Source organism: Pseudomonas sp. BJa5 (genome assembly GCF_030272875.2).
Lineage (GTDB): Bacteria > Pseudomonadota > Gammaproteobacteria > Pseudomonadales > Pseudomonadaceae > Aquipseudomonas.
In genome coordinates this window covers 43,575-69,411 of record NZ_JALRNG020000009.1, presented here as the reverse complement: position 1 = coordinate 69,411, position 25,837 = coordinate 43,575, and the positions used below count along the sequence as shown (strand labels likewise).

At 61.9% G+C, this 25,837-nt stretch carries 8 protein-coding genes and 1 pseudogene; 4 read left to right on the top strand and 5 right to left on the bottom strand.

Annotated elements, in window-relative coordinates; all coding sequences use genetic code 11:
* Positions 1 to 27 precede the first annotated feature (27 nt).
* Positions 28 to 1,440, top strand: coding sequence for an OprD family porin (locus M2D63_RS07465; protein ID WP_285862203.1), 1,413 nt, complete (start codon positions 28 to 30; stop codon positions 1,438 to 1,440).
* A 32-nt stretch (positions 1,441 to 1,472) separates the two neighbouring features.
* On the opposite strand, the gene M2D63_RS07460 is transcribed toward M2D63_RS07465, so the two are convergent.
* The 5 genes from M2D63_RS07460 to M2D63_RS07440 form a co-directional block, all read right to left on the bottom strand.
* Entirely contained in the window at positions 1,473 to 2,459 is a 987-nt protein-coding gene (locus M2D63_RS07460) for an SCO family protein (protein WP_285862201.1), read from the bottom strand.
* Between the two features lie 61 nt (positions 2,460 to 2,520).
* Complete coding sequence (locus M2D63_RS07455; RefSeq protein WP_285862200.1) at positions 2,521 to 5,913, bottom strand: Ig-like domain-containing protein; 3,393 nt, start codon at positions 5,911 to 5,913, stop codon at positions 2,521 to 2,523.
* A gap of 174 nt (positions 5,914 to 6,087) precedes the next feature.
* Positions 6,088 to 7,416, bottom strand: a complete 1,329-nt coding sequence (locus M2D63_RS07450; protein WP_285862198.1) for a TolC family outer membrane protein — start codon at positions 7,414 to 7,416, stop codon at positions 6,088 to 6,090.
* 1 nt (position 7,417) lies between these two features.
* The gene (locus M2D63_RS07445) at positions 7,418 to 8,746 is read right to left on the bottom strand and encodes an HlyD family type I secretion periplasmic adaptor subunit (protein ID WP_285862197.1); all 1,329 of its coding nucleotides are present in this window, start codon (positions 8,744 to 8,746) and stop codon (positions 7,418 to 7,420) included.
* Positions 8,747 to 8,752: 6 nt separating this feature from the next.
* Positions 8,753 to 10,489, bottom strand: a complete 1,737-nt coding sequence (locus M2D63_RS07440) for a type I secretion system permease/ATPase (protein ID WP_285862196.1) — start codon at positions 10,487 to 10,489, stop codon at positions 8,753 to 8,755.
* A 672-nt stretch (positions 10,490 to 11,161) separates the two neighbouring features.
* On the opposite strand from M2D63_RS07440, the gene M2D63_RS07435 reads away from it, so the two are divergent.
* From M2D63_RS07435 to M2D63_RS07425, 3 genes and pseudogenes are all read left to right on the top strand, one after another.
* Entirely contained in the window at positions 11,162 to 21,985 is a 10,824-nt protein-coding gene (locus M2D63_RS07435; RefSeq protein WP_285862195.1) for a peroxidase family protein, read from the top strand.
* A 251-nt stretch (positions 21,986 to 22,236) separates the two neighbouring features.
* A complete protein-coding gene (locus tag M2D63_RS07430) occupies positions 22,237 to 25,089 on the top strand; it encodes a UvrD-helicase domain-containing protein (protein ID WP_285862194.1) in 2,853 nt (950 codons plus the stop codon).
* Positions 25,090 to 25,145: 56 nt separating this feature from the next.
* A pseudogene (locus M2D63_RS07425) lies at positions 25,146 to 25,559 on the top strand (IS3 family transposase); the annotation flags it as partial.
* Between the last annotated feature and the right edge of the window lie 278 nt (positions 25,560 to 25,837).

The window sequence follows — 25,837 nt, the reverse complement described above, 5'->3', positions numbered from 1 at the left end:
GACCGCGTTACTGCATGCAAATCCGGCATGCACTGCACTGAAAATGATCGTTTGTCCGGCCCCGGCCGGGCCGGCAACACTGGCGCTTCCTCATACAAAAACAACAAGAGGTTCGCCGACGTGTCCCAACCGATCCGTACTCCTCGCGCGTTCTGTGCAAGCGCCCTGATACTGTTGAGCCTGCCCCTGATGGCCGCCGACGAGCAGGGTTTCGTCGAAGACAGCACGTTGCGGCTGATCAATCGCAACTTTTACTTCAACCGGGACTTCCGCAGTCGTGACGATGGCGTGTTCAACTCGCGCCAGCAAAGCTATCGCGAAGAGTGGGCGCAAGGTTTCCAGGCATTCTACAGCTCCGGCTACACCCAAGGGACGGTTGGCGTCGGCGTTGATACCCACGGGTTGCTGGGTTTGAAGCTGGACAGCGGCGGCGGTACCTCGGGCACCAACTTGCTGCCGTTGGACAGCCACAACCGCGCCGAGGAGGACTACTCGGCCGCCGGCGGCGCGCTGAAGCTGCGCGCGTTCGACACTGAACTCAAGGCAGGGGACCTGTTTCCGGTGACGCCGGTGTTCCGCTATGGCGACGGGCGTTTGCTGCCGCAGAGCTTTCGCGGCGTCTCGCTGCGCAGCACGCTCATCGACAACCTGACCCTGCAAGGCGGCCATCTGCACGCGGCGCGCAACAAGGCCAGCAGCAACCACGACGACGACCTGAGCACCGAGTACGGTGGCACCCGCTACCGTTCCGCGAGTTACCTGGGCGGTGACTACAGCGTCGCCGGTGGGTTGTCGCTGAGTCTGTACCAGGCGCGTTTCGAGGATGTCTGGAACCAGACCTACATCAGCCTGGACCGGACCCTCTCACTCGATGATCATCACGCCGTGACCGTGGGCGCCAACCTTTACCGCACCCGTGATCAAGGGGCTGCGAGGGCAGGCAGGATCGACACCGATAGCTGGAGTGCTTACGCGCGCTTGCTGCTAGGGGGGCATTCGCTGATGCTGGCGCACCAACGCATCCAGGGAGACGAACCGTTCGACTACCTTGGAGACGGTGACTCCATCTACTTGAGCAACTCGGTATTGTATTCGGACTTCAATTCGCCCGGTGAGCGATCATGGCAACTGCGCTACGACTTCAATTTTGCTGTGCTCGGTGTGCCAGGACTGGGCTTTATGACGCGCTACCTTCGAGGCTCGCATATCGATAACTCGAAGGTAGACCCCACGGGTGCCTATGCCTATTACGCAAGGCTCGGGAGCGGCGGGCGGCATTGGGAAAGAGATTTTCAGTTGCAGTACGTGATTCAGAGCGGTCCGGCGAAGGATCTCTCCCTTGTTGCGCAACAGACGATCCACCGTGCAAACAAGGCTCAGGCCGACGGCGATGTCGATCAAGTGCGGATCATTATTCAGTATCCGCTGGATGTGTTCTGATGCGAGCTATTCGACGAACACATCAATCGCCCTTATGGTTTTTCCCTGTCCGCCAGCGGCGTCTGCACCCGTACCGTTTCCTCTTCCAGGTAAGCCACCAGCGCGGCGACCTCGACGTCGCCCAGGCGCATGTTGGGCATGGCCAAGCGGTTGTACTGTTCGTACAACAGCATCGCCAGCGGGTCCTTCTGGGCGAGCATCTGGTCCGGCTCTTTCAGCCAGCGCGCCAGCCACAGAGGGTCGCGTTGGCGGGTCACACCGAGCAGGTCAGGCCCGATGCCTGGCACGCCGCCGGGCTCGGCGCTGCCGATGGAATGGCAGGAGGAGCAGCGCGTGCGGAAGATCTGCTCGCCGGTGCTGGGCGGGCGTACCTCGGGGGCGTTGGCGTAGTCATTGGTCATCCGACTGGCCTGCTTCCAGTTGTGCAGGCTGTTGCCCAGGCGGTCGGCAAGGATGTAGGGGCTTTCGAACGGCGAAGCCTTCATCCAGCGACCGGTGGACTGGTTGCCGATGATCAGGCTCAGGTTGTGGTCCTTGGAGCGGCCGTTTTCCAGGCCTTCTATATAGAGGCCCAGGCTGCGGCGTAATTTCTCGATGTCATCGGGCTCGCCGGTGAGCAACGTCCAGCCGGGGCCGATGCCGAACTTCTCGGCGTAGCGCTTGAGGGTGGCAGGTGTGTCGTTGTACGGGTCGATGCTGATGGAGTAGAGGAATATGTCCTTGCCTACCCTGTCACCGAGGATTTTCTGCACCTGGCGCAGCCGAGCGGTTTCCACGGGGCAGGAATCGGAGCAACCGGTGAAGATGAAGTTGATCGCGACCACCTTGTCCTTGATCAGGTCGTCGAAGAAATGCACGCGCTGGCCATCCTGGGTCACCAGCGGGGTGTTGGGGAAGTAGTCGGCGCCCCACGGGGTGGCGGCTTCGGCGCTCGCGTTGCGGGGTGCTTGCAGCGGCCAGAAGGGGATGCTGGCGGCGAACAGGGAGAGTGCGAGCAGAACACGCCATGAGCCGGTCATGATGCAATCCTTTCTTGTTTGACTGAAGGGGCCGCTTTGCGGCCCCTGTTTCGCTAACGACTCAACGGAAGCTCACCGGTACCGTCACGCTCTGGCCCAGCGCCGAGCGCACAGTCGCCGTTGCCGGTGTTGCAGGCCCGGTGCCCGTGGTGGTGACCGACACCCGCCAACGGCCCGCGGTACCTACTGCAGTCAGCGTCGCAGTCCCCAGGTTCAGCGGACCATTGGTGGTGGCGACCGACACCGTGATGCTGTTGCCAGCGACGATCGACGTGGTGCCGGACACATCCCAGGTGTAGCGGTTGCCGCTGCGTAACTGCACCGTCGCACTGCTGACCTGTATCTCGTCGGCGACCACCGCCGGGGTCACGGCAATGCTGACCGTGGCAGGGGCTACCGACTCCGCGCCCTTGGCGTCACGCGCCGTATAGTTGAAGCTGGCGGTGAATGGCGTGGTGACCGTGGCCGGAGGGGTATAGGTCACCTGCGTGCCATCGGTACTGACCGAGCCTTTGCCGGAGTCAGGTTGGTTCAGGTCGACGACGGTCAATGGCAGGTTGCCCTCAGGGTCGGTGTCGTTGGCCAGCACGTTGAGCACGAGCGGCTTGCCAGCGGTGGTCGCACCACTGTCGTTCACCGCCACGGGTGGCTTGTTGCTGGTGTCCTCGTCGTCTTTGCCGCCAGTGCGGAAGGTTGGCAGGCCCACCGAGGCCATGTACTCCACGCCATCCCAACCGGGCAGCGGGGTCGGCATTACCTGGAACTGGCCTGGGTGCTCGATGTCCCAGCGCAGCAGCATCGAGGAGTCTTCGTGCTGGGTGTTGTGGCAGTGCTCCATGTAGGTCCCGGCGAATTCGCGGAAACGGATCGCCATTTCCACCTCTTCCGAGGAGTCGCGGTCCGGGCCGATGCGGTACACGTCCTTGCGTGCCCATTTTTCCCATTCCGGCGGGACCTTGCCATCGCGACTGAGGATGATGCCTTCCTCGAAGTGCACGTGCACCGGGTGGCTCCAGCCGTTGCCGCCGTTCTTGATCTTCCACACTTCCAGGGTGCCGTCGCCACTGAAGCCGCCGGCGGTTGCCTCGTTGGCAAGCTGGGGCGCCGCGCTGATGCGCCGCGGGTCCATGCTGTAGCCAAGGCCGCCATCGGTCTTGATGGTCCAGGGCGTGGTGTCGGTGCCGTCGGAGCGACCGAAGATGAACTCGCGGTGCCGGGCTGCCTTGATCTTGTCCTGGTCGGCAACCGAGTTGCGGTCAATGGGCAGCGGGATCATCTTCAGGCCTTCGGCCTTGCCCGGCTTGGCTGGCTCGTAGGCGGTGGGGTCCATGCTCGCGTCCTGGCCGCTATACGACTGCACCAGCAGTTGCAGGAACTTGCCGACCGCAGGGTCGCCCTTGTCCCATTCAGGGCCATTGCTGGTCTGCTTGATCACCGCCTTGTACTTCTCGGACAGCACGTCGGCTAGCGAGATGGCCTGGCTCGGGCCCTTGCCGGTTTGGTGCTCCATGAGGTTGACGAAGTACAGCTTGTCGCCGGTCCTGATGCCATTCTTGGCGAAGTTGATGATGATGTCGTAGCGCTCGGCGATACCTTGCAGCGGCAGGATGGCATTGTTGTCCTGGCTGTCGCCGTCGCCATTGAGGTCCATGGTGCCGTCGAACGGTACGGCGTGTTCCATGATGTTGCCGTCGTTGGCGATCATGTGGAACGGCACCCGTGCATAGGAGACGTTCGAGCCGGACGGCCCTTTGAGCTCACCACTGGTGCCGGCGATTTCACGCACCACGGCAAACTTGAAGTAGCGCGATACCGAGCCGTTGAGAATGCGAAAGCGATAGCTGCGCGCGCGCACCTTGAGCTTGGGCTGGTACTGCCAGTTGACCAGGACCTGGTCGCCGAGGAAGCCGTCGGTGTTGAACGGGTTGAACCACAACTGCCCGTTCTGGTCCCAGGCCTTGTCGGCGACCACCAGGTTGACGTCGTAGTCGCGGTTACCCCACGGCATGACCGAACCGCTGGGGAAGCGCAGGTTGACGCCGTCCTGCAGGGTTTCGTTGCCGCGGTCCAGGGCGCTGTAATAGTTCATCATCACGGCGTTGCCTTTGTAGACGTTCTGCGCCGTGAAATCCATCATGTGGTCGTGGAACCAGTGGGTACTCATGGTTTCGCGCCAGTCACCGCGAATCTTGATGCTGCCGTTCTCGCAGGTCTTCAGGCCAGGCGAGGCGTCGTTGACGAACAGGGTTTCGCCCGGCGAGCAGGGGAACGCCGCGCGCGGGTCCTGGGCGCGGGTGTTGATGGTGTCATAGCCGGCCAACTGCACAGGCCAGCGGTAGTCGTAGTACTGGCCAGGGAAGAAGTAGGCGTTGGCGAAGCCGTCGCTCTCGGCCGGGGAGTGGCCGTTGTGCTCGTGGGTCGAGAGGGTGTGCAGGCCGAACCCGCCGTTGGCCGAAGGGTCGATGGGCAGCGCGTTGTAGTGGCGCATGATGATCGGCTGGCCGTAACGGACCATCAGCAGTTTTGGCGGGAAGGTGCCGTCAAAGGTCCACAGTGACTTGTGGTTCTGCAGCGGGAAGTTGGGGTGGAAGCGGGTATCGATGCCTTTTGTGGTGCCCAGCGCGGTCGGAATGTCCGAGGTCCGGTAATACAGTCCGTTCGGGCCGAATTCGCCCGCGGCATAGTTGTGCATCTGCTTGCGGTCGCGCAGCCCCTGGTTGATGCGTGCGCCCGCTTGTGCGGTCTTGAAGCCAGCCTGGGGGTAGAACTCGTTCCAGCGCTGGTGCGACCAGCCTTTTCCGGGTGGACGGCCTTCAGCCGGCGAGCCGACCGGGTGGCGGTTGAGGAACATCTCGATCTGCGCCTTCCAAGGGTTGCGGTCGAGCGTGTTCGAATACTGGGTCGGGAACGGGTAGAGGCCCGGCTGTTTGAGGAAGGCTTCCAGGGCGTTGCCGTTCGGGCTGCTGCGGGCCACGACATTGGGATCCTGGGCCGGCGCCTGGCCAAGGGTGGGGACCGGGAAGGTGAGCGGCGGCGCCGGCAGGGTCGGGTCGAGTTTTTCCGGGCCGAATTCCTCGAACAGCAGCAATTGCTGGGTGAACGGTTGTGCGCCGAACAATGGGCTGGGCTTGCCGTTGGTGGGGTAGTTGCGCGAGGTCTGTTGCGCAGGCTGCAGCACGTTGTCGATGCGCACCGTATTGCGATCGCCGTAAACACCGTCCTTGAGTTCCAGCGCCCCTTGGTTGGCCTCCGGCAGGGTATTGAGGTTGAGCAAGGCCTGGGTCGGGTCGGCCGGCTGGTCGGTATAGGCGGAAGGGTCCGTCGGCGGCGGCTGGCTCACATCATCGAGCGGGGAGGCCATCGCCGAGATCAGCCCGAGGCCGAGCATCAGCGCAGTAACGGAAGACAGCCGGAATGCGTGGCTGCTGGGACGGATCACGGCAGGTGTTTTCATGGTGTGGTGCCTCGCTCGCAGCTAGATGGCTTATTGCCGCTGATGACGCATTGCCTCGTCCAGGTGCCTGGAACAACGGATGTGCCAACAGGTATTTCAGGACTACGTTGTTAAGCAAAACCTTGTGGCGTCTGAGCTGCGCAAAGGGAGGGGCCCGATGCCGGCCAGTGGACGTCAGTTGCTGACCACCAGTTCGGGGCCGAGGTAATCGTTGATCTGGTTGATGTCGTCCTCGCCCAGGCTCCCCACCGAAGACGCCAGGCGCAGGCGCGACATCAGGTAGCGCACCTTGGCCTCGAACAGGTCATGGCGTGCGATGTACAGCTGCTCTTCGGCGTTGAGGACATCCGAGTTGGTACTGGTGCCACCTTCTTTGAAGCCCTTGCGGGTGGACAGCAGCGATCGTTCGTTGGAGGCGACGGCTTTCTCCAGCGCGCGTACCCGGCTGGCGCCGCTTTGTACGCCACGAAATTCGCGTGTGGTGTCGGAGATCACCTCCTGGCGGGAGGCGTCGAGCTCGTCCAGGGCCTTGGCACTGTTGGCGCTGGCCTGGCGAGTCAGCGCACTGACACCGCCGCCGCTGAACAGCGGGATATTCAATTCCACGCCGATCGAGCTGTAGTGGTTGCGCTGGTTCAGTTCAGAAATCGACTGGCTTTCCCCGGCGGTATAGCCGGCGACAAAATCCAGGGTCGGCCAATGTCCGGCACTGGCACGCTTGACTTCTTCTTCGGCGAGTTCGTAGCTGTGACGGCGCGCATGGATCAGCGGGCTGTCGGCCTGGGCCTTGACCAGCCAATCCTGCAGGTTGCTCGGCAGCAGGGGTGGGGTCGCGAAGCCAGGCTGCAGGGTGATCAGCGAGTCCGGGGTTTCACCGATGTATTCCTCCAGCTTGCGCCGCGTGTTGACCAGGTTGTCCTGTGCTTCGATCAGCTCGGCCTCGGCAAGGTCGCGGCGCGCGGTCGACTCATCGATGTCGGTGACGGTGCCGGCCCCCAGTTCCATGCGCCGCTTGGCCGAAGCCAGCTGCTCTTCGAATGCGTTCAGCTTGGCCTTGGCCAGGCTGATGGTTTCGCTGGCCAGCAGCACGTTGAAATAGCTATCGGCCAGGCGTACCGCAGCGTCCTGGGACTTGGCATCGAATACCGCGTCGCTGTAGTCGGCGCGCTGCTGACCCTGGTGGTACTCGGCCATCTTCTGCTTGTTGAACAGCGGTTGGCGCAGGCGCACGTTTGCGCCCCTGGAGTCGTAGTCCAGATCATTGTCGATGCCATGCTGGCGTTGGCTGCCATTGACCTTGTTGTTGTAGGCGGAGGCATTGACCTGCGGTAGCAGACCGGCCTGGCCGATGGCGCGGTTTTCCGTGCCGGCCTCTTTTTCATGCACGGCGGCCCGGTACACAGGGCCTTGGTACTGCAGCAGGTCCCAGGCTTGTTTGAGGTCCATGGCGCTGGCCGAAAAAGACAGCCCGAGCAGGCAGAATGTCAGGCAATGACAGTTCATCTCATTGCTCCTTGAACGCGCCGTCGACGCGTTCGAGCATCGGTTTTAGCAGGTAGCTCAGCAGGTTGCGTTCGCCGGTCTTGATGGTGACGCTGGCGGGCATGCCCGGGCGAATGTGATTGCTGCCAAGCAGGTTCATGCCTGTGGGTGTGACTTCCACCTGCGCCAGGTAGAACGGTTGCTTGCTTTCCTCATCGAACAGGCGGTCGGCGGAGACGGTCTTGACCCGGCCAGGAATATTGGGCGTGCGGGCGTGGTTGAACGCTGGGAAGGTGATGTCCACCTCAAGGCCCGGGACCATCTTGTCAATGGCTTGTACCGGAATCATCGCGTCGACTTGAAGGGGTTCGTCGAGCGGGACGATTTCCATGATCTTGGCGCCTGGCTGGATGATGCCACCGACGGTGGCGATGCTCAGGCCCTGGACCATTCCGTCGATTGGCGAGCGAATCACGGTGTGGGTCACTTCATAGTCCAGTGCACGCAAACGGTCGGCCAGGGTGGTGTTTTCCTTCTCGGTGTCGGTCAGTTGCGATTCGACTTCCTTGAGGTAGTCATGCTGGCGCTGCAGGATCCGCAGCCGGATCTCGGTGGTCTGGCTGCGCACGCGGGCGATGTTGTTGAGGTTCTCGGCTTGTCCTGCAGAGAGATCGGCGTTGCTGCGCTCCAGTTCAAGCAGGCGGTTGCGGGGCACATAGCCTTCCGCCGCCAGCGTGCGGGTGCCTTGCAGCTCCTGGTTGAGGAAGTTGATCTGCGAAGCGCGGGCGCCGTATACCTGCTGCAGGCCTTTGAGTTGTACCGCCGACGCCGCCAGGTTTTCCTGCAGGATGCTGATCTCGCCCGCCAGGCCCGCGCGCCGGGTATCGAGCAGTTGCTGTTGCAGGTCCATGGCCGCCAGCAGGCGCGGGTCATTGGCGAAGCGCTGGAGCAAATCAGCGGCGAAGGTCACCGTATCACGGCCATCACGCTCGGCTTCCAGACGGTTTTCCACGCTCTTGCTGACGATGTACTGGGCGCTGACCGCACCTTGTTCGGCCGCGGCACGCAAGGCGTCGAGGCGCACCAGCTCCTGGCCCTTTTTCACCGTGTTGCCTTCACCAACCAGAATGGCCTCCACGGTGCCACCTGTCAGGTGCTGCACCGCCTTGCGGTTGCTGGTGACCTTGACCGTGCCTGTGGCCACCACGCCGGCATCCAGCGGTGCCAGCCATGACCACAGGAGGAAGCCGCCGAAACCGGCCAGTACCAGCCAGATGCCCCAGCGCGCGGGCTTACCGGCATCCAGATCGACCAGGCTGTTGGCGTCGGCTTGAATCATCTCGGTTGCCATGATCGGTCACTCCCGCACTTTTACGGCGGCTAACGGGGCGGTCGCGCCAGCGGGGATCACACTGGCCTTGCGTAGCGCGGTGAAGACTTCTTCGCGTGTGCCGAACATCTGTACGCCACCATCACGGAGCATCAGCATGTGGTCGACGGCGCAGAGTACGTTGGGGCGGTGGGAGATCAGGATGACCGTGGCACCACGGCTCTTGAGTTCGGCCAGCGCGTCGACCAGGGCCTTTTCACCGACGTCGTCCAGGCTCGCATTGGGCTCGTCCAGCACGATCAGGCTGGGCTCGCCATAGAGCGCGCGGGCCAGTGCGATGCGTTGTTTCTGGCCACCGGAAAGCGGGCTGCCATCGGCGGCCAGGCGGGTGTCATAACCTTGGGGGAAGCGCAGGATCATCTCATGCACGCCGGTCATCCTGGCGGCACGGATGACGGCCTCGCTGTCCACTTCGCCAAAGCGCGCGATATTGTCGGCGATGGTCCCTTCGAACAGCTCCACATCCTGGGGCAGGTAACCCAGCCAGCGGCCCAGTTCGCCCTTGTTCCAGGTGAAGATGTCGGCACCATCCAGGCGCACCTTGCCGGCCTGGGTCGGCCATACGCCAACCAGCAGGCGGGCGAGGGTGGACTTGCCCGAAGCCGATGGGCCGATGATACCCAGGCTTTGACCCGGGGAAAGACTGAAGCTCACGCCGCGCAAAATCGTGCTGTTGGTACCCGGAGCGCCCGCGAACACGTTTTCCACGGCGAGCATGCCCACTGGCCGCTGCAGTGACATGCTCGGCGGGCGGCGGGGGTAGTCGTGCAGCAACTCGTTGAGCCGAGCCCAGGCCGAACGGCAGCCCAGCAGTTGTTTCCAGGAGGCGATGACCTGTTCCACCGGGCCCAGCGCACGACCGGTGAGCACCGAGCAGGCAATCATCATCCCCGGGGTGATCTTGCCTTCGATGGCCAGCAATGCGCCGGTGCCGAGGATCAGCGACTGCAGCGTGATGCGAACGAAGCGCCCGGTGCTGCTGATGATGGCGGCGCGGTCGGAGGCCAGGGTCTGCATCTCGAGAATCCGCAGGTGGCCCTGGAACCAACGCTTGCCGATCGAGGGCAGCATGCCCATGGCCTCGATCGCTTCGGCGTTGCGCAGGTTGTTGTTGGCATAGTTGGCGCTGGAGAGGGCGGCGTGGTTGGCCTCGGCCAATGGTTTCTGGGTCGCCTTCTCGGTGAGGTACGCCAGGCCCATCAGGATCAGCGAGCCGATCATTGTCACCAGCCCGAGCAGCGGGTGGATCAGGTAGGCGACCAGCAGGTAGATCGGTGTCCAGGGGGCATCGAAGAACGCGAACAGGCTGTTTCCGGTGAGAAACTGGCGAACCTGGGCAAGGTCGTGCAGTGCCTGGGCCGGGTTGGCGCCAGCGCGGCTGAGGTTACGTTCGAATGCAGCGGTGAAGACGCGTCGGCTGAGGTCCATGTCCAGGCAGTTGCCGACCCGTATCAACACCCGGGTGCGGACCAGTTCCAGGGCGGACATCAGCAAGAACAGCCCCACCACCAGGACGGTGAGCATCGTCAAAGTCGTGACATTGCGGCTGACCAACGCCCGGTCATAGACCTGCAACATGTACACCGATGGCGTCAGCATCATGACGTTGATCACGCCACTGAAGCCGGCCAATGCGTAAAAACTTCGGCGTAGGCGAAAAAGCGCATCGGCGAGCTCCGAGCGGGTGCGCGGCTGCTTGTGCATGTGGAGCCTCCCTTTTCGAAAACGGGTCGCCGTTGCGGCGGCTCGGACAGCAAGTACGGCAGTCTATGTGGCAGTTATTTGACACGCAGCTGGTCGCTCTATTGGCGAATTTTCCAACAACTCTGCGTGGCTTCCACAAGCAGCAGCGTAGGTTGTGTCGAAATATTTTGTAATATCATTTCGCTCTAAAGCTGCCTCAAAATTTCTATAAGTTGCGGTAAAACAGCTAGTTGCAACGCATTATCATCTCGGGCCGATTTGGTGACGTGAATTTGACAAGGCTTGGCTCTACGACTTTAGTCTTGGATATTCGCGGGGCGTCCGTTGAAGCTTGCCAATTTTTTGGCAAAGCAAGGTGTGATGACAGTCCCAGGAGTAAACGTGATGAGTCACCTCTTGCATTGCCCAGACAAAAGGCTGCCCCGCAAACACGCCGCTGCCGGTAGCTGTCATGGCCCACCCAGCGGCAGGGCTCGCTGCGGCTGATCGCCCGGCGAGTCATTCACTTCGCGAACTCCAGGCGCACATCCCGGGTCCCGGGTGACGGCATTCCCGCGCCAGCTCTCGCCCTCAGGAAGCTGCACCCAACACTGCGCACGTCATTAACGACTGGGCGTGGGAGGGATCCTTGCGCCCGGCATCCGTCACTCGATAGATCGAAGGCACACCAACATGGCCAATTTCAGCAAGTCGGACCTGGAGTTCATCCTCAAGCAGATTTTCATCGCCGAAGCTCACGCCAAAGGCGCCAACCTCATTGATCTTTTACCCAACAGCCAGGTGCCCTTTGGCCTGCGCACTGTTGATGGCAGCTACAACAACCTGGTCGCCGGGCAAAGCGAGTTCGGCGCGGCGGACAATTCCTTCCTGCGCCTGCTGGATCCTGCCTATCGCGCGGCTTACAGCGGGACGGGCACAGTGGTGGATTCGCAGCCACGGGTGATCAGTAACCTGATCGTCGACCAGACGGCCAACAACCCGGCCGCGGTCGAGGCAAACGGTGGCGCTGCTTCGGTAATCAGCCCCGGCCTGGATGGCGTGTTCGGCACAGCCGACGACAAGCAGGTGTTTTTCATTCCCAATCAGTCGCCTGACGCCGGCCTGACCGCCGGCTTCAACGCCTGGATGACCTTCTTCGGCCAGTTCTTCGACCATGGCCTGGACCTGGTCACCAAGAGCAGCACCGACATGGTGTTCATCCCGTTGCAGCCTGGCGACCCGCTCTACACCCCGGGCAGCCCGACCAACTTCATGGTGCTACCGCGCGCCGTGCGCACTGCCGGTGCGGACGGTGTCGTGGGCACCGCCGATGACGGCCAGCCCAACACCACCTCGCCCTTCGTGGACCAGAGCCAGACCTACAGCTCGCACCCCTCGCACCAGGTGTTCCTGCGCGAATACATGCTCAACGCCGCAGGTGACCCGATTGCCACGGGACGCCTGATCACCAACCGCGACCTGGGCACCGATGGCAAGTTCGGCACCGCCGACGATGGCAACAGCGAAAACGGCGGCATGGCGACCTGGGCCGTGGTCAAGGCACAGGCCCGTGACATTCTGGGCATCAACCTGACCGACGCCGATGTGCACAGCGTGCCGCTGCTGGCCACCGATGCCTATGGCAACTTCCTGCGTGGGCCGAACGGCATGCCGCAGGTGGTGATGCGGGTGAGTAACGGTGCGGATAACACTGCGGGCACCGCCGATGACGTCACCCAACTGGTTGAAGGCAATCGCGATGCGCCCATCAGCCTGGCCAACGCGGTAAGCACCGGGCATGGCTTCCTCGACGACATCGCCCACAATGCCGCCCCAGTCGTCGTGGGCGGGGTGCTGCAGGCGGACAGTGACAGCGATGTAGGCAATGCGCAGCTCACCGACAGCGTCGGCAACAACCTGACCTATGACAACGAACTGCTCGATGCCCACTACATTGCCGGTGACGGCCGGGTGAACGAGAACATTGGCCTGACCGCCGTGCACCACGTGTTCCACTCCGAACACAACCGGCTGGTCGAGCAAACCAAGGACACCATCCTTGCCGCCGGCGACCTGGCCTTCCTCAACGAGTGGCTGGTCGTCGACGTGGCGGCGATACCGACCACACCCGCCGGCATCGCTGCATTGGTGTGGGATGGCGAACGCCTGTTCCAGGCCGCCAAGTTCGGTACCGAGATGCAGTACCAGCACCTGGTGTTCGAGGAATTCGCCCGGACCATACAGCCGCAGGTCGATGAGTTCCTCGCGCCGAACGGCTATGACACCTCGATCAACCCGGCCATCCTCGCCGAGTTCGCCCATGTGGTGTACCGCTTCGGCCACTCGATGCTGACCGAGACCGTCGACCGCTTCGACCCGCAGTTCAACCCGATCCTCAGTGATCCCAACAACCCGGACCAGCAGCTCGGCCTGATTGCGGCCTTCCTCAACCCGCTGGCATTTGCCGGCAGCGGGGCAACTGCGGATGAAGCCGCCGGGGCGATCATTCGCGGCGTGACCCGCCAGCTGGGTAACGAAATCGACGAGTTCGTCACCGAAGCGCTGCGCAACAACCTGCTCGGTCTGCCCCTCGATTTGCCCGCCTTGAACATCGCGCGTGGCCGTGACACCGGCATCCCCACATTGAACGAGGCGCGCCGCGAGTTCTTTGCGGCGACCGGCGACAGCCAGCTCAAGGCGTACATCAGCTGGGTAGACTTCGCCGACCACCTCAAGCACCCCGCGTCGTTGATCAACTTCATCGCCGCCTATGGCACCCACGACACGATCACCTCGGCGACGACGCTGGCGGACAAACGCGCGGCCGCCCTGGCATTGGTGTTCGGTGGCGCCGGCGCACCGGTCGACCGCCTGGACTTCCTCAACGGCACCGGTGCCTGGGCCAACGTAACCAAAGCTGGCAAGGATGGTATTGCCGGCACTGCCGATGACATCACTGGCGTGACCGTCACTGGCGTCGACGCCATCGACTTCTGGGTCGGTGGCCTTGCCGAGCAGAAGATGCCGTTCGGTGGCATGTTGGGTTCGAGCTTCAACTTCGTCTTCGAGACCCAGCTCGAAGCGCTGCAGAACGGCGACCGCTTCTACTACCTGTCGCGTACCGCAGGCTTGAACTTCGGCACGGAGCTTGAGAACAACTCCTTTGCCAAGTTGATCATGCTCAACTCCGACGTCGCCCACCTGTCGAACACCGTGTTCCTGACGCCGACCTATACCCTCGAAGTGGACCAGGCCAACCAGCACACCGGGCTTGGCGTGGACGGCAGGGACGACCCGACGGGTGGTGTGATGATCAACGGCGTGGAAATCGTGCCGCTGGTGATCCGCGACAACCCCGAAACCTCGGGTGGCGACGCCAATTACCTGCACTACACCGGTGAAGACCATGTCGTGCTGGGTGGTACCGCCGAGGATGACATCATCATCTCCGGCGAAGGCGACGACACGGTTTACGGTGACGCCGGCAACGACCGCCTGGAGGGCGGTGCCGGTAACGATGCGGTATTGGGGGGCGCGGGCGATGACATCATCACCGATTCGTTCGGCGACAACCGCTTGGAGGGTAACGCCGGCAACGACGTGATCGTCGCCGGGAGCATGCTCGCCGCCGGTAACCTGATCCTGGGCGGTGACGGCCAGGACTTCATCATCACCACCGAAGACATCAGCACCACCTTCGGCGGCCTGGGTGACGACTTCATCCTCGGCGCCAAGACCAACTTGCCGCCTACCGGCAACGAAGGTGACGACTGGATCGAGAAGGGCACCCAGGATGGTGCGCCTGGCGACAACTTCTCGCCGTTGCTCAACGACGATGTGATCGGCAACGACATCTTCATCGGTGGCGGTGGCTTCGACGAAATGATCGGCGAAGGGGGCGACGACATCTTTGTCGGCAGCGATGCCCAGGACAAGATGGACGGTATGTCCGGTTTCGACTGGGTGACCCACAAGAATGACAAGGTTGGCGTGACCGTCGACCTGAGCCTGGCCGCGCTGGCACAGCCCCATGGCAACGCGCCAAACCAGAACACCGGCGTGTTCAACCCGGTCGGGGCCTCGCCGGCCTCGATTCTCGACCGCTTCGCCGAGGTCGAAGGCGTGTCCGGTTCCAGGTTCGCCGATGTGCTCAAGGGCGATGATGTGGACGCGGTCACCATCCTCAACCATGGCGGGGCCACGGGCAGCGCGCTGACCAACGTCGAGCTGATTCGTGGGCTGGCGCAGTTCCTGGCCGATGCCGGCTTGCCGACCAGCGGTTTTGCCACGGGCAACATCCTCCTCGGGGGCAATGGCAGTGACCTGATCGAAGGGCGCGGGGGTGACGACCTGATCGACGGCGACAAGTGGCTGAACGTGCGCATTGCGGTGTATGCCGCCGACGACGTCAACCATACCGGCCTCGAGATTGCCAGCTTCGACAGCATGGTCGACATGATTCCATTCATGCTCGACCGTACCTACAACCCTGGTCAACTCAAGGCCGTACGGGAAATACTGCCAGGCACCTCGACGGGCGGGGCGGCTTTCGATACCGCAGTGTTCTCCGGTGTTCAATCCGAGTACGTGGTCACTCGCGATACCCGCGGCACCACCGATGTGGCGGACGATGTCTGGACCGTGGCCGATACCGTGGTCGGTCGCGATGGCACCGATACCTTGCTGCATATCGAACGCCTGCAGTTCGCCGACTCCCAGCGCGTGCTGGTGACGGGGGTGAATGCCCAACCGACCGGCGCTCCAGCCGTTTCCGATACCAATGGCGGCGCGATCACGGTAGGCGATGTGCTTACCGTGAACATGGCCGGCGTGCGCGATGGCGACAACATCACGGCGGGCAATCCGCAGGGCCTGCTCACCAACGCCTCGGTGTCCTACTACTGGCAGTTCGAGGCCGACCCGGGCAGCGGTGTGTTCGAGGACATCATCCTGTTGCCTGCCGGCGACCTGGCGTTCCAGAGTGCCGACGGCACGGCGTTCAAGGTGTCTCCCGACCTTGCCGGGTTGTCGTTGCGGGTTAAGGCGATCTACCAGGATGCCCATGGCACCACCGAAGTGCTGTTCTCCGCGCCCACCACCGTGGTCGAGCCCGGTGCGCCGGTCGTGCCAACCGCGCCGACCCCGGTCGTCGATGCCACCGATGGCGGCGCGGGCCTGCACATGGTGCGCTCCGACCTGAACTTCATCCTCACGCAGATCAAGATTGCCGAGGCCGATGCCAGTGGGCAGGACATCCTCTCGCTGATCCCGAATATCCGTGCACCCCTGGGCCTGCGTGCGGTGGATGGTTCGAACAACAACCTGATGAACCTCAACGGCACCAACAACACCGAATTCGGTGCCGCCGACAATGTCTTCCCACGCGTGAGCGACCCGGTATTCAACACGGCCGAAGGTGCGCCTGCCGGCTTCTTCGGCCCCGGCTCACCGGCCATTCCAGGGTCGTCCTACCAGCAGACCAGCGGCTACGTGTTCGACTCGCAGCCGCGTACCATCAGTAACCTGATCGTCGACCAGACCTCGAACAACCCGGCAGCCTACGCGACGGCGTACGACCCGGGCGCGAACGGTCAGCTCGACTTCGGCGCGGAGGGTAGCGACGACGTGCTCAAGGATGGCGTGCGCATCGTCGCCAGCCCTGGCCTGGATGGCCAGTTCGGTACGGGCGATGACCACGACGTGTACCTGTTCGAGAACACCTCGGCCGATGCCGGGTTGTCCGCACCGTTCAACGCCTGGATGACCTTCTTCGGGCAGTTCTTCGACCATGGCCTGGACCTGGTTACCAAAGGCGGGTCGGGCACCGTGTTCATTCCGCTGCAACCGGACGACCCGCTGTATGAGCCTGGTGGCCACGCCAACTTCATGGTGCTGACCCGCGCGACCAACCTGCCTGGCGCCGATGGCGTTCTCGGTACGGCCGACGATATCCATGAGCACACCAACACCACCACGCCGTTCGTGGACCAGAACCAGACCTACAGTTCGCATCCATCGCACCAGGTGTTCCTGCGCGGTTACACCATGACCGACCAGGGCCCGATCGCGACCGGTCGGCTGATCACCAACCGTGACCTGGGTAGCGATGGCAAGTACGGCACCGGGGACGACCACGAAATCGGTGGCATGGCCACCTGGAAGGTGGTCAAGGCGCAAGCCAACGATATCCTCGGCATCCACCTCACCGATGCCGACGTCGACAACGTGCCGCTGTTGGCAACCGATGCCTATGGCAACTTCATCAAGGGGCCGCACGGTTACCCGATGGTGGTGATGAAGGGCGCCGATGGCCTGGGCGGTACCAGCGACGATGAGTTGGTCGAAGGCAACCCGCTGGCCCCCATCGACCTGACCAACGCCGTGCGTACCGGCCATCAGTTCCTCGCCGATATCGCCCACAATGCCGTGCCGGTGTCCATCGGCGGAGTGCTGGCGGCGGATAGCGATAACGTTGCAGGTAACGCCATCGACGTCGATCCGCATACCGGCGCCAACCTGGCCTACGACAACGAGCTGCTGGATGCGCATTACATCGCAGGCGACGGCCGGGTCAACGAGAACATCGGCCTGACCGCGGTGCATGCGATCTTCCACTCCGAACACAACCGTCTGGTCGCGCAAACCAAGGACACCGTGCTCGATTCCGGCGACCTGGCCTTCCTCAACGAGTGGCTGCTCACCCCGGTGGACGCAATGCCCACCAACCAGGCCGAGATCGATGCCCTGGTGTGGAATGGCGAGCGTCTGTTCCAGGCAGCCAAGTTCGGCACCGAGATGCAGTATCAGCACCTGGTGTTCGAGGAGTTCGCACGCACCGTCCAGCCCAGGGTCGACCTGTTCTTCGCACCGACCCAGGTCTACGATGTCGACCTCGATGCCTCGATCGTCGCCGAGTTTGCGCACACCGTGTACCGGTTTGGCCACTCGATGCTGACCGAGACCGTCGACCGCTTCGATGTCGACTTCAACGTCGTGGGTGACCCGAACAGCGCCGACCCCGACCAGCAGCTCGGTTTGATCGCGGCCTTCCTCAACCCGCTGGCGTATGCCGCCAGTGGCGTGACCCCCGAGGACGCAACCAGTGCCATCGTGCGGGGTGTGACGCGGCAAGCCGGTAACGAAATCGACGAGTTCGTCACCGAAGCGCTGCGTAACAACTTGCTTGGCCTGCCACTCGACCTGCCTGCGATCAACATCGCCCGTGGTCGCGATGTCGGCATTCCGTCGCTCAATGCGCTGCGCCGCGACATCTACGGCCAGACCGGCGATACCCAACTCAAGCCGTACATCAGCTGGGTCGACCTGGTGCAGCATCTCAAGCATCCGGAATCGCTGATCAACTTCATCGCCGCCTACGGCACCCACGAGACGATCACGTCGGCAACGACGCTGGAAGGCAAGCGCGCTGCAGCCTTGGCGCTGGTGTTCGGCGGCGACGGTGCGCCGGCCGACCGCCTGGACTTCCTCAACGGCACCGGTGCCTGGGCCAACGTGACGCTGGCCGGCAAGGACGCCGTGATGGGCACCGCGGACGACCTGAAGGGCGTGACGGTGACCGGGGTCGATGCCATCGACCTGTGGATCGGTGGCCTGGCCGAAGCGAAAACCCCGTTCGGCGGCATGCTCGGCTCGACCTTCAACTTCGTGTTCGAGAACCAGATGGAGAAACTGCAGGATGGCGACCGCTTCTATTACCTGGAGCGTACCGCCGGCCTGTCGATGAACGCCGAACTGGAAAGCAACTCGTTCGCCAAGCTGATCATGGCCAACACCTCGGCCACCCACTTGCCAGGCCTGGTGTTCTCGGACCCCACGTTCTTCCTGGAACGGGACCAGACCAAGCAGTACAACGACGGCCTTGGCAGCGCCGACCCGCTTGGTGACCACGGCCAGCAGGTGGTGTTCCGCGACAACCCGTTGACCACGGGCCCGGACAGCAACTACATCCGCTACGCAGGTGAAGAGCACATTGTCCTGGGCGGTACCAACAGTGGCGACATCCTGGTGGCCGGTGGCGGCGACGACACCGTCTGGGGCGATGCCGGCAACGATCGCATCGAAGGTGGAAACGGTAACGACCAACTGCGCGGTGGCGCTGGCGACGACATCATCACCGACCTGGGCGGTGACGATAACATCCAGGGGGGCGACGGCAACGACGTGCTGCACGGCGGTAACGGCGTCAACCTGATCATCGGTGGCTTCGGCAATGACTTCATCGTGACCGGTGAGGACGCCTCCGAGGCGATTGGTGGCCAGGGCAACGACTTCATCCTGGGCAGCAAGGCCAACGAACAGGACATGGGTAACGAAGGCGACGACTGGATCGAGAAGGGCACCTCGGACGGTGCGCCCGGCGACAACTTCGACCCGCTCGGCAACGACCCGGTCATCGGCAACGATGTGTTCATCGGCGGCAACGAGAACGACAAGTTCAACGGGGAGGGCGGCGACGACATCATGGTCGGCAGCCTCGGTTTCGGTGACCGCTACATCGGCGGCTCCGGCTACGACTGGGCAACGTTCAAGAACCTCACCCAGGGCGTGACCATCGACATGAGCGACCGCTTCTTCGGTGTACCGCTGCAGCCCGGCTCCGGCGCCTCGGCGCTGGCGCGGTTCGACATCATGGAAGGCTTGTCGGGCTCGGCGCACGGCGACTTCCTGCGCGGTGACAACGAAGACGCCACGTCGCTCCCCACTGCAGGTGCCAACGGCAGTGTGCTGACCAACATCAGCCTGATCGATGGCCTGGCCGGTTTGCTGGCGGCAGGTGCGACGTTCTACGACGGCGGCAACATCATCCTCGGGGGCAGCGGCAGTGACCTGATCGAAGGGCGCGGGGGTAACGACATCATCGACGGCGACAAGTGGCTGAACGTGCGCATCAGCGTACGGGCCAACGCCGATGGCACCGGCGAGGAAATCGCCTCCTTCGACAGCATGGAGCCGATGGTGCCGCTGATGCTCAACGGTACCTACAACCCGGGCCAGCTGGTGATCGTGCGGGAAATCCTCAGTGGCAATGATCGCTACGACACCGCAGTGTTCTCCGGCAATCTGACGGATTACAGCGTGGAGGTCGATGGCAACGCGGTCATCGTCACCGACCTGATCGCCGGGCGTGACGGCGTCGATCGCCTGACCGGCATCGAGCGCCTGCAGTTCGCCGACCGAGCAATGGCGTCCGGCGTTGGCACGGCGGTGAACAACGGCCCGTCGGGCCACCTGGTTATCCTCGACGATGCCAGCGGGGTGCGTGACGATACGCCGGTCGCCGGCCAGCTTCTGCGGGTCAGCAATCAGGCAGTGCACGACGCCGACAACCTGAGCGGCGCCAACACCAGCGGTGCGGTGACCGGCCCGGTAGCGTACTACTGGCAGGTTGAACGCCTGCCAGGCTCGGGCGTCTTCGAAGACATCACCTTCGATGCCGCGGGCGAGATCACCCAGGCACTTGGCAGCACTTACCGGGTCACGGACGATGTGGCGGGGCTGAACATCCGCGTCCGCGCGGTGTACCAGGATGCCAAGGGCACGCTGGAGATCGTCGACTCGTCGCCCAACAGCACGGCCAGCGCAGGGCCAACCGTCACCGGGCTGTCGATACAGAACCAGGTGCTGAGCGTCGACCCGTCGACCATTATCGACGTCGACGGCCTCAGCAACCCGCAGTTCACCTTCCAGTGGCAGTCGAACATCGGCGTGGGCTGGGTCGATATCCCGGGTGCCACTAACACCACCTTCACCCTTGGCCAGGGCCAGGTCGGCCAGAACATGAGGGTGGTGGTCAGCTACGTGGATGACTTCGGCGTTGCCGAAAGCGTCGCGTCCGATATCCTCGACCCGGTAGCCAACGTCAACGATGCACCGACCGGTGCCGTGGTCATCAGCGATACCACGCCGGGCCAGGGGCAATTGCTGACCGCATCGACTGCCGCCATCGCCGACATCGACGGGCTGGGTACCTTCAGCTTCCAGTGGCAGCAAGGGACCGGCACGACCTTTACCGACATTGCCGGTGCCACCGCGTCAACCTACACGCCTGGCTTCGCGCAGGGTAACCAGCAACTGCGGGTGATCGTACGCTACACCGACGGCTTCGGCACGCTGGAGACGGTCACCTCGGCGGCGACGGCGCCGGTAACGGTGCCAGCGGGCGTGGTGCTGGTCGGCACTGCGGCGACAAACATCCTCACTGGCGGCGCGGGTAACGACGTACTGATGGGCCTGGGGGGCAACGACATCCTCAGTGGCCTGGGCGGTATCGACCAGTTGTTCGGTGGCATCGGCAACGACAGTCTCAACGGCGGCACCGAGGACGACATCCTCAATGGCGAGGACGGCAATGACACCCTCAATGGGGGCCTCGGTGCGGACGCCATGAATGGCGGGGCTGGCAACGACACCTTCGTGGTCGACAACGTCGGCGACAGTGTCATCGAGGCTGTGGGTGGCGGTACCGACCTGGTGCAGACCACCCTGGCGAGCTACCTGCTCGGTGTCAACGTCGAGAACCTCACCTTCACCGGCACCGGTAACTTCACGGGCACCGGTAATGCCCTGGCCAACACCATCACGGGCGGGGCCGGTAACGACCTGCTCAATGGCGGTGCGGGTGCTGACCGGCTGGCAGGCGGCGCGGGCAACGACACCTACCTGGTCGATGCAGACGACGTGGTGGTCGAAGCGACAGGCGGCGGTACGGACACCGTGCAGACGTCGCAGTCCAGCCACACACTGGCGGCCAATGTCGAGAACCTGACCTATACCGGGGTGGGCAATTTCGTCGGCATCGGCAACGGCCTGGCCAACATCATCACTGGCGGGATAGGCAACGACACCCTCAATGGTGGTGGCGGCAACGACATCCTCACTGGCAACGCCGGCGATGACACGCTCAGTGGCGAGGCAGGAAACGACCAGCTGTTCGGTGGCATAGGTACGGACTCGCTGAGCGGCGGGGGTGGCGATGACACGCTCGACGGCGGTGACGGCAACGACGCCATCAACGGTGGCACCGGCAGCGACACGTTGCTGGGCGGGTTGGGCAATGACAGCCTGGATGGCGATATCGGCAACGACCTGCTAGTGGGGGGCGATGGCAGTGACACACTGTTCGGCGGGATGGGCAACGACACCTTGCAGGGCGGTGCCGGCAATGACTTCATCAACGGTGCGGATGGCAACGATATCGTCAATGGCGGGGCCGGCAACGACACCCTGGTGGCCAACGCTGGCAACGATATCTTCCAGTTTGCCGCAGGCTTTGGCGCCGATCAGATCATCGGCTTCGATGCCGCCCCGGCAGGTGGCCAGGATCGGCTGGATATTTCCGGGCTGAGCGTCACGGCGGCAACCTTCGCCGGTAGCGTCAGCGTTGCCGATGTCGGTGCCGATACCCTGGTCAGCTTCGCTGGGGGTGACTCGATTCGCCTGGTGGGGGTGGGCGATGCGACGACGGTCACGGTTGCGGACTTCATTCTTGCCGGTTGAGGGGGCTTTGGAGGGCAGGGATGCCCAGTGTCATAGGGGGCTGCATTGCAGCCCCGTTTTTATTGGGGTGCTAGCTGAAAGGCTGGATGTCAGTCGTCGCCAGGCTTGTGTTGCCCAGTAGGAGTGGGTACCAACCGTGGGCTACATGAGCGCTTCGGTTCTAGACCCGAGATCTGAACCTATCGATGCGCACGTCCGAAAACCCTGAATATTGGGCTAGAATAGCGCCTATTGGGGTGTAGGAATTGTGTATGTTTTTGGAGTGGACGCCATCCAGACTAGGGCGCTTACTGACCAGATCAGCCAACTGGCGTCTCCTTGTTGAGGACGATCGTCTTGTTGTCTCCGTCGGTGGGCAGCAATACCACATAACGCCTCAAACACTCACAAGCTTTGAAATCAAACGCCGCTTGCTATGGTCGGAACTCGTGTGGCCTGCAAGCACGGGCGTGCGCTTTGGTGGTCTCTCCAACCTACGCGCCACGGCTCTGCACCGTGCGGTGTCCGATCTCCTCAAACGATCCCGCTGCCAACGCTTCGATTACTACTATGCCAAGCTTTCCCAGTGGCTCGCAAATGTTGACCACGCTTTAGCAACCGCTGATCAAAAGCACCGCTGGCTTACCCATGAAAACCAGCAAGCATTACTGAGTAGCAAACCAACCCTAGAGTTGAGCGTGGCGGCCCTGAAAGAGCTGCTCGAAACGCCAGAGGTGAGAGCTCATCTAAAGGATGGGTATGCCCAAGCGGGGCTTGATATCGAACGATGGACGTCTGATTGGACGGTCACCTGGGAGCAGCGCAACAAGCTGCACGCGGAGCGAGAGCTTCGTGACTGCCGGGAGCTTTTCGACAAGGTAGAAAGTAAGCCTTTAACTGACGAGCAGGCGGAGGCAGTGGTGTGCTTTGACAACCGGGTTCAGGTTGTCGCATCGGCGGGATCTGGCAAGACCTCCACAATGGTCGCCAAGGCCATCTATGCCATGCATCGGGGGATTGTCAGCCCCAAATCTATCGTCATGCTAGCTTACAACAAGGATGCGGCTGCAGAACTTCAAGCACGGGCCAATGCCTCTCTTGAACGCCTTGGCAAGCCTAGCGTTGAGATCGCAGCCATGACGTTCCATTCGTTAGGGCTGAAGATCATCGGTTCAGCTACCGGAAGCACACCGCATATACCCGCATGGGCTCGCAAAGAACATCTCGCGCTGGCCAAGCTCTCCGACATTGTCGACGACCTCAAAGATGAGTGCCCAGCGTTCCGTACGCGTTGGGATATTTTCCGTTTGGTATTTGGTCGACACCTACCGCTTTCACGCAACGACAAGCTGTTCGATACGACAAACTCGGACGGCGAGGGGAAACTGGTAACCCTAAAAGGCGAGGAGGTGGCCAGTCAGGAAGAGTGCATCATTGCCAACTGGCTTTTTTACAACGGGGTCGACTACCAGTACGAACGTGAGTACGAGCACCCGACTGCGACGTCAGAACATCGTCAGTACTTCCCGGATTTTTTCTATCCAAGTCTAAATCTCTACCATGAGCATTTTGCATTGGATGAAGATGGCCAGCCGCCTGAGCAGTTCAAGAAATACCTGGACGGGGTGGCTTGGAAGCGTCAGATCCACAAGCAAAAGGGAACGCACCTGATCGAAACGCTCTCTCATCAAGTCCGCACTGGGGAAGCGTTCACTCATCTAGCGAAAGAGCTCACCAACAGGGGCATCAAGCTTGATCCAAACCCTGATCGACCGATCCCCTCCAATGGTCTGGAACCCATCAAGCATGCCGACCTGCTCGGACTGATCCGTACGTTCATCAACCATTTCAAAAGCAACTGCTATACGGAACTGGACTTGAAGGCTCGCTTGGCCGAGATGGACAGCGGCGCCTTCAAGTACCGGTTCAACATGTTCGTAGACCTGCTGATCCCGGTAGTCAACAAATGGGACAAAGCCTTGGCTGCAGAGAACGGAATCGACTTCGAAGACATGATTAACAAGGCTGCGGGGTATTTGGAGGCCGGGCACCGGTCGCCATACGACCTAGTGATGGCTGATGAATACCAGGACGCTTCCCGTGCGCGGGCGCGGCTTTGCAAAGCCCTCGTTCGCCAGCCTAATCGGTTTCTGTTCGCCGTCGGGGACGACTGGCAATCGATCAACCGATTCGCGGGCGCTGACGTTTCCGTAATGACAGGTTTCAAACCCTGGTACGGCCATGGACAGGTTCTTCGGCTAGAAACGACATTCAGATGCCCTCAGGCCATTTGTGACGTCTCCAGCCGATTCGTGTCGAAGAACCCAGCGCAATTCAAGAAGAACGTGAACTCTGTGACGGCGCCCATCGGGCCGGCCTTCCAGGCTATACAGGTGGGGCACCGAAATAAGGTAGCCCAAGCGGTTGATAAGTATGTCGAGCGTCTCTACCAGCAGATCTGCGAGGGTAGAGTGCCTTTGGGGCGGGGCGGCAAAGTGAACGTCTTCGTGTTGGGGCGCTACAAGCTGGACGCCAAATTCCTGAGTGACGATTGGCAGCAACGGTTTGGGGATCGCATGGCATTCAGGTTCAAGACCGTGCATACCTCAAAGGGTGATGAGGCCGACTATGTGATTCTTCCCGGAATGGTCATGCGTGGATTTCCAAACGTTAAAGTTGACGACCCACTGTTCTCCCTGGTTATGCCGCAGGGCGACACCTTTCCATCCAGTGAGGAGCGTCGGCTTTTCTACGTCGCACTGACGAGGGCAAGGCGCAGCGTGGCAATGTTCACTGTCGCAGGGCGCCGCTCACCTTTCCTGCAAGAGTTGATCGACGAAGGTGTTTTAGCTCCCTGTGATGACAACGGCCGAGCTATAAAGCAGTCGATGGCCGCTGAACGCAAGTCTGATAGGGCCGCTGCCGGATCGACCGCTGCGCAAGCTCCCCTCAAGGCCAAGGGGCCTGCCTGCCCAGGCTGCAAAGTTGGTGAGCTGATATGGCGACCAGGGCCGTACGGAAAATTCCTATCCTGTTCAACCTTTCCGAAGTGCAAATACAAGCCGCCGAAGAAAACGCCGTTCAAGGCGCCAGTGCCCCGGAGCGGTCGTAAGCCAACGAAATAAGCTCGCGGGGGGGATGGCGCGTATTCGGGCTGGTCTCTGAATAGCCGCTTGCGATCGCTAATCGTCTTGTTGGCTGGTCATTGAAGTCGCAGATGACCAGTGATTTGGCCATTGGTGCGTTATTGATGGCGGTTTGGAGGCGTAAACCAAAGCAGGAGGTGATGGTTCACTCCGACCAAGGCAGCCAGTACAGCAGCACCGATTGGCGCAGCTTTTTGAAGGCGAACAATTTGGTTGCCAGCATGAGTCGCCGAGGTAACTGCCATGACAACGCCGTGGCCGAGAGCTTTTTCCAGCTTCTAAAGCGGGAACGGATCAAGCGGAAAATCTACACGACGAGGGAAGATCCTCGTAGTGATGTGTTCGATTACATCGAGATGTTCTACAACGCAAAACGTCGGCATGGTTTCAACAATCAGCTGTCACCGGTAGAGTTTGAAAAGCGTTATGCAGTGAGCTTGCAAGGTGTCTGGAGAATCCGGGGCGATTCAATTCGAGGGGTGTATGGTCAATTCAGGCAAAGTCTGGTTTTGGGGGGGCTGGTGACATGAAGAAGACGCTTAGGTAGGTTATTGATTTAACATAATATACATTATGCGTAGTCATCTATAGAGACTCGGCCCCGTGGGTTGAGCAGATTTGAAACCAGGCACAAGCCCACATTCGCCTCCTGGTTCAACAGGCTGTCCGGCTATCTGCTTGCGTCATTAAAAATGCGTCCATCCTGAAAAGCATGCGCCTTGCGCCA

Coding starts and splice junctions, on each gene's coding strand:
- M2D63_RS07465 (WP_285862203.1), top strand. CDS start 28: ATGCACTGCACTGAAAATGATCGTTTGTCCGGCCCCGGCCGGGCCGGC.
- M2D63_RS07460 (WP_285862201.1), bottom strand. CDS start 2,459: ATGACCGGCTCATGGCGTGTTCTGCTCGCACTCTCCCTGTTCGCCGCC.
- M2D63_RS07455 (WP_285862200.1), bottom strand. CDS start 5,913: ATGAAAACACCTGCCGTGATCCGTCCCAGCAGCCACGCATTCCGGCTG.
- M2D63_RS07450 (WP_285862198.1), bottom strand. CDS start 7,416: ATGAACTGTCATTGCCTGACATTCTGCCTGCTCGGGCTGTCTTTTTCG.
- M2D63_RS07445 (WP_285862197.1), bottom strand. CDS start 8,746: ATGGCAACCGAGATGATTCAAGCCGACGCCAACAGCCTGGTCGATCTG.
- M2D63_RS07440 (WP_285862196.1), bottom strand. CDS start 10,489: ATGCACAAGCAGCCGCGCACCCGCTCGGAGCTCGCCGATGCGCTTTTT.
- M2D63_RS07435 (WP_285862195.1), top strand. CDS start 11,162: ATGGCCAATTTCAGCAAGTCGGACCTGGAGTTCATCCTCAAGCAGATT.
- M2D63_RS07430 (WP_285862194.1), top strand. CDS start 22,237: ATGTTTTTGGAGTGGACGCCATCCAGACTAGGGCGCTTACTGACCAGA.